Genomic DNA, 13,327 nt, shown 5'->3' on the forward strand with positions numbered 1-13,327 from the left:
ACACGCGGTCCGACGGAGTGATGAAGCCAAAAGATCACCGTTTACACCCGTGTAGGTGCCCCAATCGTTCCATAGTGGACGGTGATCACCGCTGAGTGACGACCGTGCTCGGCAAGGGTGATCTTCAGGGGGAGGGGCAAGCTTTCGACGTTAATCAGATGCGGGCCAGTTCGCCTTTTCCGGATCCGGCACGTAAGGGTTAGAAAACGTCTCGAACCGGTGATCGGGTGGCTTATCTCCGATACGGCGGGTATCGATTTAACCCGTCAGGTCTCCCGAGGCCAGGAGGTAAAAAATGAAAGGCAAGATCGGGCGGGTCATCGCCCTGGTAGCCGCCGGCAGTCTGCTCGCGGTCGGAACGGCGGGTATGGCGTCGGCGAGCCCGGACGGGGGCAAGGGTTCCTCCAGCACCCAGGCCCTCGCCGCACAGGTGCTCCAGATGCGTGACGACCTCACCAAGGTGGCCTACGCGGGCAACGTCGGTGCCACGCGCGGCGACCTCGGGCAGTTCAGCCCGGTGCTCGCGGACATCGCGGCCGGCAAGCGCTACACCGTCCAGACCGACACCGAGCAGCTCGCCGGCCTGGCCAAAGGCCGGGCGGACGAGTCCAGCAGGCTCCTGACCGACCCGACGGCGAAGGCGCGCCAGCTGCCGCCGCTGCCGTTGCCCATCCCGTCGCTGCCCGACCTGCCCGGGCCGTTGAAGATCGTCAGCGACCTGGTGAAGGCGCTGCTCGCGGCCGTCACCGGAATCCTCGGCGGCCTGCTCGGCGGGCTGCCCGTACCGCCGCTGCCGGTGCCCCCGCTGCCCGCACCGGCGGGCTGACTCCGGCCACGGGAAACAGGGGGATCCGGAGCCCGGCGCGGACATTTCTCCGCGCCGGGCCCCGGATTCGGTTCAGCCCTTTCCGGCCAGTCCCTGTCGCAGCGCGCCCGCGGTTTCGGCGAGTGCTTCGCGAAACCGCGTGCCGACGCCGGTGAAGTTGATGAACCCGTGGATCAGGTCCTCGTGCCGGCGCAATGCCACCTCGACGCCCGCCTCGCGCAGCTTCTCCGCGTACGCCTCGCCTTCGTCGCGCAGCGGGTCGAACCCCGCCGTGACGACCAGTGCCGGCGGCAGGCCGCTCAGGTCGTCCGCGCGCAGCGGGGAAAGCCGCGGGTCGGTCAGGTCGCTGCCCTCCGGCACGTAGTGGCCTTCGAACCACTTCATGTGCACGTCGGTCAGGAACAGGTCCTCGGCGAACAGGTCCTGCGAGCGGTACCGGTGCGCGAAGTCCGTCGCCGGGTAGATCAGCAGCTGGAACGCCGGCGCCGGGCCGCCGCGCTTGACCGCCTGCTGCGCGGTGACGGCGGCGAGGTTGCCGCCCGCGCTGTCCCCGCCGACGGCGATCCGCGCCGGGTCGGCGCCGAGGTCGCCCGCCTTCGCCACGGCGTAGTCGAACGCCGCCAGCGCGTCGCCGGTCGCCGCCGGGAAGGGGAATTCCGGGGCCAGCCGGTACTCGATCGACAGCACCCGCACCCCGGCGTGCTTGGCCAGGAAGCGGCAGGCGTTGTCGTGGCTCGCGCGGGTGCCGATCACCCAGCCGCCGCCGTGGAAGAACACCAGCAGCGGCGACTTCTCGGGCAGCCCGACCGGCGTGTAGAGCGTCGCCGGCAGTCCATCCATGCCCCCGCCGCCACCCTCAACGGAGGAGCTGCGCACCGCTGATCGATTCCCCTCCGGTGTCGGCACGTCGAGCTCACGCACCGAGACGGGCTCGACCGGCCGGCCGCTGACCAGGTGCCGGCCCACGTCGAGCAGGGCCCGCGACTGCTCGACCGACCCGCGCACGAGCTCGGCGCGGGCGATCTTCTGCAGCCGGAGCAGCAGCTGGGCGTCGAGCGCGAGGTCCTGGCCGTCGATGCGGACGGTCCGGCCCGCCGCCGCGCGCCGGACCGGCGCGGGCAGCCAGAACGCCAGCTGGGACGCGGCCGCCTGGACGCGGACCGGGAGCGGGATCGCCATGGGTTCCTCCTGAGCTTCGGTGCCGCCCCGGACGTTACTTGTCAGTAGGTAACAGGTCCAGGTGTGACCGGGTCCTCGGTCCCAGAGTCTGGTCCTCCAGTTAAGTGGAGGGGTTAGCCTGGAAAACGTGACTTCAGCCAGGACGCTCAACGTGCTCGGGATCGGCGGCTCTCTGCGGGAGGGCTCGCAGTCCGAACGCGCGCTGCAGATCGCGCTCGGCGGCGCGGCCGAAGTCGGCGTCCGGACCCGGCTGCTGACCGGCCCGGACCTGGTCCTCCCGTTCTACGACGCCGGCGTGCCGGAGCGCGACGAACGCGCCACGCGGCTCGTCGAAGCCATCCGGGAGGCGGACGGGGTCATCGTCGTCTCGCCCGGTTACCACGGCGCGCTGTCCGGCCTGGTCAAGAACGCCTTGGACTACGTCGAAGACCTGCGTGACGACCGCCGCCCGTACCTCGACGGCCGCGCGGTCGGCCTTGCCGCCGTCGCGTACGGCTGGCAGGCGGCGGTGACCACGCTGGAGCAGCTGCGCACGATCACGCACGCGCTGCGCGGCTGGGCCACCCCACTGGGTGGTTCGATCAACTCGGCCGAGACCAAGTTCGACGAAGGCGGTGGCGCGTCGGACGAGAAGAGTGTCCGGACGCTTCGCCTGATCGGGCGGCAGGTCGCCGAATTCGCGGTGACGCGCACCGCTTGACGTTTTCACCCGGGTGGGTCCGGGGTAGTCGATGAACGTGACGCCTGCCATGTGCGGGCACTGTTCCGCGGGTGCGGGATGTTGTGCCCAGTGAGACGCTCGATCGAAGAGCATCCAGAGCAGAAGGCGGGCTGAGCATGGGTCAGGCGATCTACACCGCGGTGGCGACGGCGCGCGGCGACGGCCGCAACGGCGAGGTCACTTCGTCGGACGGCGTCATCGACGAATCGCTGGCCATCCCGAAGGAGATGGGCGGCCCCGGCGGGGACAAGACCAACCCCGAACAGCTCTTCGCCGCCGGCTACTCGGCCTGCTTCCACAGCGCCCTGCAGCTGGTCGCCCGCCAGGCCAAGGTCGCGCTGGCCGACTCGACGGTGACCGCGGAGGTGAGCGTGCTCAAGCAGGACGTCGGCTTCGGCCTCGGCGTCGCGCTGAACGTGTCGCTCCCGGGCCTCGAGCAGGCGCAGGCCGACCAGCTGGTCGAGCAGGCCCACCAGGTCTGCCCGTACTCCAACGCGACCCGCGGCAACATCGAGGTCGCGCTCTCCGCCACCGTCTGATCCCCCGTCGTCGAACCAGTCCGAGGAAAGGACCACCAGAGATGAGCAAGTCTCCGATCAAGAGCCCGCTTTCCGAGGCCGACAAGGAGATCACCGGCAACGCCCTGCAGGCGACGCTGGTCGACTTGGTCGACCTGTCCCTCATCGCGAAGCAGGCGCACTGGAACGTCGTCGGCGCGAACTTCCGCAGCGCGCACCTGCAGCTCGACGAGCTGGTCAACACCGCGCGCCAGTACGTCGACGAGGTCGCCGAGCGCGCCAACGCCATCGGCGTCTCGCCGAACGGCAAGGCCAAGACCGTCGTCGAGAGCTCGGGCGCGCCGGACTACCCGGACAACTGGCAGTCCGTCGAGTCCACGGTCGCCGCGGTCGTCGACATCCTCTCGACGCTGATCGAGCGGCTGCGCGCCCGCATCGACGAGACCGACAAGAGCGACCTCGTGACGCAGGACCTGCTGATCGAGATCACTCGCGCGCTCGAAGAGGCGCACTGGATGTGGCAGGCCCAGCAGGCCTGACTTTTTTATCGCCACGAAAGGGCCGTTCTCCGGCGGAGCGGCCCTTTTTCGTCGGTGGGGGTCAGTACCTTCGGTGGCATGGTGCTGCATCAGGGGAAAACCGACCACCCGGACCGCGCGGGCGGGACGAACCCGCTGTACGCCGGGGCGAACCCGGCGCTGGCCGCGGGGTTCGTCATGCCGCACGACAAGCTGCGCGAGGACTCTCTGCCGCCGGACACGGCGCTGCAGCTGGTGCGCGACGAGCTGATGCTCGACGGCAACGCCCGGCTCAACCTCGCCACGTTCGTCACGACGTGGATGGAGCCGCAGGCGCGCGAGCTGATGGCCGAGTGCGTCGACAAGAACATGATCGACAAGGACGAGTACCCGCAGACGGCCGAGCTGGAGCGGCGCTGCGTGAACATCCTCGCCGACCTGTGGCACGCCCCCGACCCGGCGGACGTCATGGGCTGCTCGACGACGGGGTCGTCGGAAGCGTGCATGCTCGCCGGGATGGCGTTGAAGCGGCGCTGGTCCCAGCTCGGGCGCACCGGGAAGCCGAACCTGGTGATGGGCGTGAACGTCCAGGTGTGCTGGGAAAAGTTCTGCGAGTACTGGGAGGTCGAGCCGCGGCTGGTGCCGATGGCGGGGGACCGGTACCACCTCTCGGCCGAGGAGGCCGTGGCGCGCTGCGACGAGAACACGATCGGCGTGGTGGCGATCCTCGGCTCGACGTTCGACGGCAGCTACGAGCCGGTCGCGGAGATCGCCGCGGCGCTGGACGCCCTGCAAGAGCGCACCGGCTGGGACGTCCCGATGCACGTCGACGGCGCTTCGGGGGCGATGATCGCGCCGTTCCTCGACCCCGGGCTGGAGTGGGACTTCCGGCTGCCGCGGGTGGCGTCGATCAACACGTCCGGCCACAAGTACGGGCTGGTGTACCCGGGCGTCGGCTGGGTGCTCTGGCGCGACCGGGCCGCGCTGCCGTCGGAGCTGGTGTTCAAGGTCAACTACCTCGGTGGCGACATGCCGACGTTCGCGCTGAACTTCTCGCGCCCGGGCGCCGAGGTGGCGGCGCAGTACTACACGTTCGTCCGGCTCGGCCGGGACGGTTTCCGCGCGGTGCAGCAGGCTTCGCGGGACGTCGCGACGCACCTGTCTTCGGGCGTCGAAGCGTTGGGTCCCTTCGAGCTGCTGACCCGCGGCGACCAGCTGCCGGTGTTCGCGTTCACGACCCGCGCGGACGCGGGGTTCGACGTCTTCGACGTGTCACGCCGCCTGCGCGAGCGGGGCTGGCTCGTGCCCGCGTACACGTTCCCGGAGAACCGGACGGACCTGGCGGTGCTGCGGATCGTCGTCCGCAACGGCTTCACGCACGACCTCGCGGACCTGCTGCTGGCCGACCTCGCGCGGGTCCTGCCGGAGCTGGAGGAGGAGGGCGGCCGCCCGAAGGATCCCGCCAAGGCGACCGCCTTCCACCACTAGTGCCAGGACTTGGCGCGGGCGTACTGGTCGGGCCAGCGCACGTCGGCGCCGAGGACGTTCGCCGCGCGGAGCGGCCAGTGCGGGTCGCGCAGCAGGGCGCGGGCGAGGAACACGACGTCGGCCTGGTCGTTCCCGACGATCTCCTCGGCCTGGTGCGGGTCGGTGATCATGCCGACCGCACCGGTCGGGAGGCCGGCTTCGGAGCGGATGCGCCCGGCGAACGGAACCTGGTACCCGGGCCCGACGGGGATGTCCGGGTGCGGGGTGTTGCCGCCGGACGAGGTGTCGATGAGGTCGATCCCGCGCTCGGCCAGCAGCTTCGCGAGCCGGACGGACTCGTCGACGGTCCAGCCGCCCTCGGTCCAGTCGGTGGCGCTCAGCCGGGCGAAGAGGGGGAGTCCGGTCGTTGCCCGGACCGCGTCGGCGATCTCGAGCGCCAGCCGGGTGCGTCCCTCGAAGTCGCCGCCGTAGCGGTCGGTGCGGGAGTTGGACAGCGGCGACAGGAACTGGTGCACGAGGTAGCCGTGGGCGAAGTGCAGCTCGAGCACGTCGAACCCGGCGCCCTCCGCCCGGCGGGCCGCCTCGGCGAAGGCCTCGGGGAGCGCGGCGACCTCGTCGATGGTCAGCTCGCGCGGGGTGGCGTACTCGCCGAAGGCCGTCGGGGACGGTCCGACGGTCGGCCAGCCCCCGTCTTCGGCGGGCACGCTGCCGGGCCCGTCCCACGGCCGCTTGGTCGAACCCTTCCGCCCGGCGTGGGCGAGCTGCATCCCGATGGCGGCGTCCTGCCCGTGCACGAACTCGACGATCCGGCGCCAGGCGTCGGCGTGCTGGTCGCTCCAGATGCCGGTGTCCTGCGGGCTGATCCGCCCTTCGGGGGTGACGGCGGTGGCTTCGGTCATGACGAGCCCCGCACCCCCGGCGGCGAACTGGCCGAGGTGCACGAGGTGCCAGTCACCGGGGAGTCCCTCGGTGGCGGAGTACTGGCACATGGGAGAAACCCAGACCCGGTTCGGCAAGGTAAGTCCACGGACGGTGATCGGGCTGAAGAGTCGGCTCACACTTCGATCAACGACACGCGCCCGCGCTCTCTTCCCGAGTGGGCCTGCCGGTGACCCGCGCGACCCGAAGCCGGCCCCGGTACGTGCCCGCCGTCTCTTCCCGTCGCCAAGGGCTCTACCGGCGAGTAACGTCGACCACATGGGTGTCGCTGCTGACGAACGCCAGGCCTTGAGCTCCCTCCTCCACGACCTCGGGCCCGACGCGCCCACGTTGTGCGAAGGCTGGACGACGCGGGACCTCGCCGCGCACCTCGTCGTGCGGGAACACCGCCCCGACGCCGCGCCCGGGATCATCGTTCCCGCGCTCGCCGGGCACACGCGAAAGGTGCAGGACCGCTACGCCGCCAAGCCCTGGGGCACCCTCGTCGACCAGGTGCGGAAGGGCCCGTCGAAGTTCTGGCCCACCGCCATCGGTCCCCTCGACGAGCTCACCAACACCGCCGAGTTCCTCGTCCACCACGAGGACGTCCGCCGGGCGCAGCCCGGCTGGGAACCGCGCCCGGCCGACGCCACCAGGGACGCCGCCGCGTGGAAGTCGGCCAAGCAGGCCGCCAAGCTCAACCTGCGCAAGGCGCCCGTCGGGGTCACCCTGCGGACCCGCACCGGGCAGGAAGCCGCCGTCAAGACCGGGCCCGATCCCGTCGCCGTGATCGGCGACCCGATCGACCTGCTGCTCTTCGTGTTCGGCCGCGACGCCGTCCGCCTAGAGTTCGAAGGCGACGCGGCCGCCGTCACGAAGCTCCAGGGTGTGAACCGCGGACTCTGAGCGTCACCCAGCGGCCCACCGGCAGCGCGACCACGATCGCGGCCAGCACCAGGTGCACGGCCATGAACGCGACCGCGGCCGGCACGCTCGGCGGGCCGCCGAGGAACACGATCATGTGCGACGCCCACTTCAGCTCGGCCGGCTTCGTGCCCGCCGCCCAGACGTCGTTGAGCGCCCAGAACGTCAGGTCGTTCACGCCCGAGATGACCACCAGGATCGACGCGATCCCGACCTTCAGCACGTTCGCCGTCCGGCCGCCGCCGAGGCGGTAGGCCAGCAGCGCGAACAGCACGATGAACGTCGTCACGAACAGCTCGAACTGGTACACCGGCTGGAAGTCCTGGTCGGGCGAGCGCGCGAACCCCTGCACCCGCATCACCAGTTCGGTGTCCAAATAGGACATGTACACGAACACGGCGAACACGATCAAGGCCGGCCCGAAGCGCCCGCGCGGGAACAGCGAAACCGTCAGCACCGCGAAGACGAACGGGCACAGCTTGAACGCCCAGTCACCGACGTTGTCCAGCGTCTGGTCCGGCGGCAGCACCACCATGATCAGCAGCGCGGTGACCACCGCCGGCACGGCGGCGACCAGCCACAGCCACTGCCGCCGCCGGTACAGGGCGGCGACCAGGCCGGGCGATTCCAAGAGCGTCACAGTTCCTTCTCCACCCAGAACGGTCCGAGGGCCAGCGCGTCGACGTCGGTCTTCAGGTAGCACGCGATCGCGTCGGCGGGGCTGGCCACGATCGGCTCGTTGTTGTCGTTGAACGAGGTGTTGACGACCATCGGCACCCCCGTCAGCTTCTCGAACTCACTGATCATCCGGTAGTACAGCGGGTTGTCGGTACGACTGACAGTCTGCACCCGCGCGGTGCCGTCGACGTGCGTGATCGCCGGAACCTCGGCGCGCTTGTCCGGCAGGACGTCGAACACCAGCAGCATCACCGGGGACGGGTAGTCGCTGACGAAGTACTCGCCCGCCCGCTCCTCCAGGCACGAAGGCGCGAACGGCCGGAACGCCTCGCGGTGCTTCACCTTCTCGTTCATCCGCGTCTTCGACTCCGGGTCGCGCGGGTCGGCGACGAGCGAGCGGTTGCCCAGCGCCCGCGGCCCGCACTCCATCCGGCCCTGCACCCAGCCGACGATCTTGCCGTCGGCCACCTTCGCCGCGGTGTGCGCCGCGATGTCGTCGACGCGCTCGTACTCGACGCCGGCGTCCTGCAGCGCCAGCTCCATCTCGGCCTCGGTGTAGTCCGGCCCGGTGTAGGTGTAGCCGTCGCGCGGGCGCGGCTTGCCGTACTTGGCGACCGACACGTCGAGGGCCGCGCCGAGCGCGCACCCGTCGTCCGCGGCCGCGGGCTGGGCGAAGAAGTCCTCGAACGGCGTCTCCAGCAGGATCCGCCCGTTCATGACGCTGTTCAACGCGACCCCGCCGGCGACGCACAGCCGCTTCGAGCCCGTCTCGCGCTGCAGCCACCGCGCCAGGTGCAGGCCCGCTTCTTCGAGCGTCACCTGCAGCGCGTACGCGATGTCGCAGTAGTGCTGGGGAACGGGGTTCTCGGCCGTGACGCGGGTTTTCGGCCGGGCGGGACCGAAGGCGTCGGTGAACTTCTTCGCCATCACGTGCTTGCCGGTGCGGTGGTGGCCGAACCAGCTCAGGTCCAGCTCGAAGCCGCCGTCGTCGTCGAGGTGGATGAGCTGCTTGAACGCGTCGACGTAGGTGTCCTCGCCCAGCGGCGCGAGACCCATGATCTTGCCTTCGTCGCGGGTCGGGTAGAAGCCGAGGTAGCCGGTGACGCCGGCGTACATCGCGCCGAGGGAGTGCGGGAACTTGATCCGCCGCAGGTCGGCGATCTTGTTCCCGCGCCCGTGCGCGAGGTAGGTCGCCGTGCCGTCGCTGCCGATGCCGTCGAAGGTGAGCACCGCCGACTCGTCCCACGGCGAGATGAAGTAGCCGCTGGCCGCGTGCGCGCGGTGGTGGTCGACGAGGTGGGTCTTGAACTTCGTCGGCCCGGTCCAGCCCACGGCCTCCTTGACGTCGTTCGCCAGCGTGTAGGACCGCTTGATGTGCGCGAGGACCGCGCCGCCGACGTGGTAGTCGTCGTGTCCCTTGCCACCGCCGGTGAGGAAGGTGTCGACCATGCCCGCGGACTTGCCGCCCTCGTCGCCGTTGGTGTTGCGGAAGACGTCCAGGGTGCCGGGGAAGTACCGCGCGAACACCTTGGCCGCGTGGATGCCTTCCTTCCAGCGCTGCCAGTAGTAGGCCACGTGGTCGACGTCGGCGAGCGTGATCCCGGCCCGCTCCAGGCAGAACTTGATGGCCTCGGCGGGGAAGCCGCCGTCGTGCTTCACGCGGGTGAAGCGCTCCTCCTCGGCGAACGCGATGATCTCGCCGTCGCGCACGAGTGCCGCCGCCGAGTCGTGCACCCGGCTGATGCCCAGTACGTACATGATTTCTCCCAGTGGTTCAGAATCGGCGGACCAGGCGCCGCAGGACGGCCGCCTTCACCGCGAGCGCGAACACGAGTGCGGCGAACCCGCCGACCGGCCCGAGGACGGGGACGAGCAGCGCCGCGGCGGCGGCGGTGGCGACGAGCGAGACGACGGCGGTGCCGGACGTCAGCGTCAGCACCTTGCTGTTGGTGTTTTCGATGAGGAAGCCCGCGTACAGCCCGGTCGCGTACAACGCGGTCTCGACGAGCACGAGCAGCCCGAGGACGACGTACGCGTCTTCGGCCGTGAGCGAGGCGCGGGTCCCGGGGATGGCGAGACCCGCGCCGAGCAGGACGACCACGGCGATCCCGGCGCGTTCGACCAGCCGCAGCAGCGCGACCGCCCGTGCCCGCCCGGCCGCCGCGCCCGTGCCGCGCATCCGCCGCGACGCCGCCGGCTGGTGCAGCTTGAGCTGGTAGTACAGCAGCGAGCAGAACGCGCTCGACACCAGCAGCGCCAGGTAGAACGGGCCGCTGTCGGTGGTCCGGCCGGACAACGCGAGCACCGCGAACACGACCGACGTCGAGATGACGTCGAGCAGTTCGGTCAGGCCGAGCAGGACGGTGCTGCGGCCGAACGCGGGCAGCAGCCGGTGGCCCGGCACCCCGCCCCCGCGCAGCCACGGCCGGGGCAGCAGCGCGACCGAAGTGCCGAGGATGACGAGGATCCCGCCCAGCAGCAACGCCAGGTGCGTCTCGGGTGGCCAGCCCACCGCCCACGTCACGCACGTCACGACGCCGACCACGACCGAGCCGGCGGCGAACGCCAAGGCGTCCAAAGTGGACTTGTCGCGCAGCCGGTGCAGGCCGGACACCGTCATCAGCAGCCCGCCGGAGATCGACCAGGCCGCCGCCGTCAGGTACAGCGCCGCGTCCGACCGCGGGGCCACCACCAGCGCGACGACGGTCGCGGCCAGCACGGCCAGCACCGGCACCGCGGCCAGCCGGACCGCGAGCGCCGCGACGGCGTCCCGGGTCCGGTGCAGCCGCGGCAGGCTCTTCAACGCCGACTTCTCCGCCGCGGCCGGCACGAAGTTCAGCCAGGTCATCAGGCCGAGCGCGTTCGCGAAACGCCCGTAGTCGCGGGCGCCCCACGCCGTGATCAGGACCAGCCCCATCACCTGCACCGAAAGCCGGAACACGCCCCGGCCGGCGAGCAGGCGCAGCACCACCGCCGGCCGCGGCGGCGCCACGGCCGGGGCGGTGCTGACCGAGGGAGGACCCGTCACGGCAGGGGTACCGCCATGTCCTGGTCGCTCAGCAGGAACTTCAGCGTGCCGCGCACGGCGTTCTCCGCGGACAGCAGTTCCGGCACCGACCCGGCCGTGAGCACGACGTACCCGAGCTTGTGCCCGGCCTGCTCGTAGGGCCGGACGAACGAGCCCTCGTCGGCGAACAGGTGCAGGCCGACCAGCCCGGGCAGCGCGCGCACGTCCGCGACACCGTCCACCCGGGACAGGTGACCGCCGCGGTCGGACGCCAGGATGTGCACCAGCGTCGGCTTCGGCTGGTGCAGGTCCAGCCGCACCTCGTCGCCGGTGGCGGCGGCGATCCCGGCGCCGATCAGGTCGGCGCCGTGGCAGTGCGCGATCGCTTCCGCCAGCCCGTTGCCGCCCATCCGGGCGCCCATCTCGATGAGGTAGAGCCGCCCGTCCCGGCCGAGCACGGCGTCGAGCGTCAGCGGTCCCGTCCGGTAGCCGAGCTCGGTGCAGATCTGGTCGAGGGCTTCGATCAGGCTCAGCTCGACGTCGGCGGGCAGCTCGGCGGGCAGCAGGTGCGACGACGTCACGAAGAACGGCGGCGGCGTGAGCACCCGCTCGGTCACGGCGTGGAAGACGATCCGGCCGTCGACGACGAGCGCCTCGATGGTGAAGTGCGAGCCGTCGAGGTGCTCCTCCACGACCAGGCGGCCGGACGGCGAGAACGCGAGCGACTCGGTGAACGCCCTGGTCAGCCGGCCCGGACCCGGGCAGGAGACGACCCCGCGGCTGCCCGAGGAGTCGACCGGCTTGACCAGCGTCGGGAAGCGCAGCTGCTGGGCGGCGTGGATGAGCTCCGGCCCCGGACGGCCGTCGACGCTGCGGTAGCTCGGCAGGCCCAGGTGGTCGCACAGCGCGCGGAACACCGACTTGTCCGTCGACGCGGCCACCGCGTACTGCGGCAGCGGGTCCGGCATGCCCCAGTGGCGGGTCAGCCACGCCAGCGCCGGCAGGCCGACGTCGCTGGCCGGGCAGAGCACCCCCGCGAGGTCGCGGCGGCCCTCCAGCGCCGCCGCGATCTGCTCCGGTGCGCGCACGCTGACCTGCAGGAACTCGTCCGCGTACGCCACCGCCGGTGCGCCCGGCCGGACGTCGACGCAAATCGTGCGGAACCCCAGCTCCCGCGCCCGCTCGTAGGTGCTGACCGAACCGTCCGCGCCCCCCAGGATCACCAGGGTTCTCGCGGGGTCCTTCTTCGAACTCGTCACGCCGAAACGCCTTTCCCCAGGTGCACATCGATGAGCCGGGGACCCGCCGGGTCCGCCGGGGTGAAGAGCCGGTCCTCGGCGTCGACGACGACGTTCGCTTCCCGGACGTAGAACTGCCGCGGCCGCGGCTGGCCCGCGCCGACCACGACGAGGTAGCGCACGGTCAGCGACGCCACCAGCAGGAGCACCGCGAGCAGCGCGAACAGCAGCGTGGCCGTGACCCCCGCGCCGAGCAGGCCGAACGCGGCCGCGCCACCGGCGAGCACCGCGATCCCCGCGGCCAGCAACGCCGTCGCGGACGCCGCGGTCGTGAGCCGCCGGGTGAACCCGACGAAGAGTTCGATGGCGTGCGATGCCAGGAACCCGAAGCCCACTTTGGACTCGCCGCGCTCGCGGGCCCGGTGCGCGACCTGGACGCAGGTGTACCGGCTGGTCAGCCGGGGGACCGTGGCCAGGAAGTACGGCGTGCCGAGCCGCAGGTCGACGATCTTGCGGGCCAGTTCCGCGCGGACCAGCCGGAACGCCGTGGCGCCCGGCGGGATCTCGATCCGCAGGACGCGCCGGCCGAGGAAGTGGAACGCGGCGGTGCCCCACCGTCGCAGCCGCGGGTCCTGGCGGTTGGTGCGGACGCCGAAGACCGCGTCGTTGCCCAGCTCCGCCGCCGCGACGAGCTTCTCCGCTTCGGCGGCGGGGAACTGCTGGTCGGCGTCGACGTGCAGGATCCACGGTTGCGCCGCGTAGCGGTAGCCCGCCGAGAATGCGGCTTCGAAACCGAAGTTCCGAGAAAAGGACAAATACCGCACGCGCGGGTCGGCGGCCGCGAGTGCGCGGATCTTGTCCAGTGTTCCGTCGACGCTCCCGTCATCGACGTAAAACAATTCGAGTGAGTAGTGGCCTAGTTCGTTGGTTATTTCCCGATAGGACGGTTCGACGTTCTCGACTTCGTTGAAGCACGGAATGACTACGGTGAGTCCACTATGGGCCGGACTCGGGAAAGGGCTGGTCATCTACCCCGTCCAGGTCTGTGTAGCGATTTCGTGTCCGCGCGGTCACCGACAGTGCGAATGGTGATCATGAATCCCCCAGCCGGATCCGATAAGGCCGCTTGCCGATTGCGGTGTGGCGGGAGTTATAAGCAGACGGATCGCAGAACGGCGACGGTACTTCGGCGAATTCCTCCGTTCAGACCCAGACCAAAGTAGTAACCCATCCGGCATTCGGGGTGACCTGACGGCCAAGTCCTTCCCCACGGGCCGGTCGGTGGCGCAGACTCCCCGGCCATGTGGAATCT

At 70.7% G+C, this 13,327-nt stretch carries 13 protein-coding genes; 6 read left to right on the forward strand and 7 right to left on the reverse strand.

The window, feature by feature from the left end; translation table 11 throughout:
* Positions 1–295: 295 nt before the first annotated feature.
* Positions 296–826: a hypothetical protein gene (locus ACLJQM_RS06250; protein ID WP_247017222.1), complete on the forward strand. Its 531-nt coding sequence runs from the start codon at positions 296–298 to the stop codon at positions 824–826.
* Positions 827–898: 72 nt separating this feature from the next.
* On the opposite strand, the gene ACLJQM_RS06255 is transcribed toward ACLJQM_RS06250, so the two are convergent.
* Positions 899–2,005 carry an alpha/beta hydrolase gene (locus tag ACLJQM_RS06255; protein WP_410630427.1) on the reverse strand — a complete coding sequence of 369 codons (1,107 nt, stop codon included), beginning with the start codon at positions 2,003–2,005 and terminating at the stop codon, positions 899–901.
* A gap of 151 nt (positions 2,006–2,156) precedes the next feature.
* On the opposite strand from ACLJQM_RS06255, the gene ACLJQM_RS06260 reads away from it, so the two are divergent.
* The 4 genes from ACLJQM_RS06260 to ACLJQM_RS06275 all read left to right on the forward strand — a co-directional run bounded on the left by ACLJQM_RS06260 (position 2,157) and on the right by ACLJQM_RS06275 (position 5,250).
* The gene (locus tag ACLJQM_RS06260) at positions 2,157–2,705 is read left to right on the forward strand and encodes an NADPH-dependent FMN reductase (protein ID WP_410630799.1); all 549 of its coding nucleotides are present in this window, start codon (positions 2,157–2,159) and stop codon (positions 2,703–2,705) included.
* Between the two features lie 137 nt (positions 2,706–2,842).
* Complete coding sequence (locus tag ACLJQM_RS06265) at positions 2,843–3,265, forward strand: organic hydroperoxide resistance protein (protein ID WP_247017228.1); 423 nt, start codon at positions 2,843–2,845, stop codon at positions 3,263–3,265.
* A 41-nt stretch (positions 3,266–3,306) separates the two neighbouring features.
* Positions 3,307–3,783 (forward strand): Dps family protein, encoded by a 477-nt coding sequence (locus tag ACLJQM_RS06270; protein WP_247017231.1) that lies wholly within the window; start codon positions 3,307–3,309, stop codon positions 3,781–3,783.
* 78 nt (positions 3,784–3,861) lie between these two features.
* Positions 3,862–5,250 (forward strand): glutamate decarboxylase, encoded by a 1,389-nt coding sequence (locus tag ACLJQM_RS06275; protein ID WP_410630428.1) that lies wholly within the window; start codon positions 3,862–3,864, stop codon positions 5,248–5,250.
* On the opposite strand, the gene ACLJQM_RS06280 is transcribed toward ACLJQM_RS06275, so the two are convergent.
* On the reverse strand, positions 5,247–6,308 hold the full coding sequence (locus ACLJQM_RS06280; protein ID WP_410630429.1) for an NADH:flavin oxidoreductase/NADH oxidase: 1,062 nt from the start codon (positions 6,306–6,308) through the stop codon (positions 5,247–5,249). The two genes, ACLJQM_RS06275 and ACLJQM_RS06280, sit on opposite strands and share 4 nt — an antisense overlap.
* Before the next feature lie 139 nt (positions 6,309–6,447).
* On the opposite strand from ACLJQM_RS06280, the gene ACLJQM_RS06285 reads away from it, so the two are divergent.
* The gene (locus ACLJQM_RS06285; RefSeq protein WP_410630430.1) at positions 6,448–7,074 is read left to right on the forward strand and encodes a TIGR03085 family metal-binding protein; all 627 of its coding nucleotides are present in this window, start codon (positions 6,448–6,450) and stop codon (positions 7,072–7,074) included.
* On the opposite strand, the gene ACLJQM_RS06290 is transcribed toward ACLJQM_RS06285, so the two are convergent.
* Genes ACLJQM_RS06290 through ACLJQM_RS06310 form a run of 5 tightly spaced genes read right to left on the reverse strand, consistent with a single transcriptional unit; the run spans position 7,040 to position 13,043 of the window.
* The gene (locus tag ACLJQM_RS06290) at positions 7,040–7,732 is read right to left on the reverse strand and encodes a hypothetical protein (protein WP_360777660.1); all 693 of its coding nucleotides are present in this window, start codon (positions 7,730–7,732) and stop codon (positions 7,040–7,042) included. The genes ACLJQM_RS06285 and ACLJQM_RS06290 overlap by 35 nt on opposite strands.
* Complete coding sequence (locus ACLJQM_RS06295; RefSeq protein WP_410630431.1) at positions 7,729–9,528, reverse strand: carbamoyltransferase; 1,800 nt, start codon at positions 9,526–9,528, stop codon at positions 7,729–7,731. The genes ACLJQM_RS06290 and ACLJQM_RS06295 overlap by 4 nt, the downstream gene beginning before the upstream one ends.
* Positions 9,529–9,544: 16 nt before the next feature.
* Positions 9,545–10,798 carry a hypothetical protein gene (locus tag ACLJQM_RS06300; protein WP_360777656.1) on the reverse strand — a complete coding sequence of 418 codons (1,254 nt, stop codon included), beginning with the start codon at positions 10,796–10,798 and terminating at the stop codon, positions 9,545–9,547.
* Positions 10,795–12,036, reverse strand: a complete 1,242-nt coding sequence (locus ACLJQM_RS06305; protein WP_247017246.1) for an ATP-grasp domain-containing protein — start codon at positions 12,034–12,036, stop codon at positions 10,795–10,797. Before ACLJQM_RS06305 ends, ACLJQM_RS06300 begins: the two co-directional genes overlap by 4 nt.
* Positions 12,033–13,043: a glycosyltransferase family 2 protein gene (locus ACLJQM_RS06310; RefSeq protein ID WP_410630432.1), complete on the reverse strand. Its 1,011-nt coding sequence runs from the start codon at positions 13,041–13,043 to the stop codon at positions 12,033–12,035. The genes ACLJQM_RS06305 and ACLJQM_RS06310 overlap by 4 nt, the downstream gene beginning before the upstream one ends.
* Positions 13,044–13,327: the final 284 nt, after the last annotated feature.

The sequence above is a fragment of the Amycolatopsis sp. cmx-4-83 genome (genome assembly GCF_046548815.1).
Taxonomy (GTDB): Bacteria; Actinomycetota; Actinomycetes; order Mycobacteriales; family Pseudonocardiaceae; genus Amycolatopsis; species Amycolatopsis pretoriensis_A.

What these genes read in the sequence shown, in the direction of transcription:
- ACLJQM_RS06250 (WP_247017222.1), top strand. Translation starts at nt 296, where the DNA reads ATGAAAGGCAAGATCGGGCGGGTCATCGCCCTGGTAGCCGCCGGCAGT.
- ACLJQM_RS06255 (WP_410630427.1), bottom strand. Translation starts at nt 2,005, where the DNA reads ATGGCGATCCCGCTCCCGGTCCGCGTCCAGGCGGCCGCGTCCCAGCTG.
- ACLJQM_RS06265 (WP_247017228.1), top strand. Translation starts at nt 2,843, where the DNA reads ATGGGTCAGGCGATCTACACCGCGGTGGCGACGGCGCGCGGCGACGGC.
- ACLJQM_RS06270 (WP_247017231.1), top strand. Translation starts at nt 3,307, where the DNA reads ATGAGCAAGTCTCCGATCAAGAGCCCGCTTTCCGAGGCCGACAAGGAG.
- ACLJQM_RS06275 (WP_410630428.1), top strand. Translation starts at nt 3,862, where the DNA reads ATGGTGCTGCATCAGGGGAAAACCGACCACCCGGACCGCGCGGGCGGG.
- ACLJQM_RS06285 (WP_410630430.1), top strand. Translation starts at nt 6,448, where the DNA reads ATGGGTGTCGCTGCTGACGAACGCCAGGCCTTGAGCTCCCTCCTCCAC.
- ACLJQM_RS06295 (WP_410630431.1), bottom strand. Translation starts at nt 9,528, where the DNA reads ATGTACGTACTGGGCATCAGCCGGGTGCACGACTCGGCGGCGGCACTC.
- ACLJQM_RS06310 (WP_410630432.1), bottom strand. Translation starts at nt 13,043, where the DNA reads ATGACCAGCCCTTTCCCGAGTCCGGCCCATAGTGGACTCACCGTAGTC.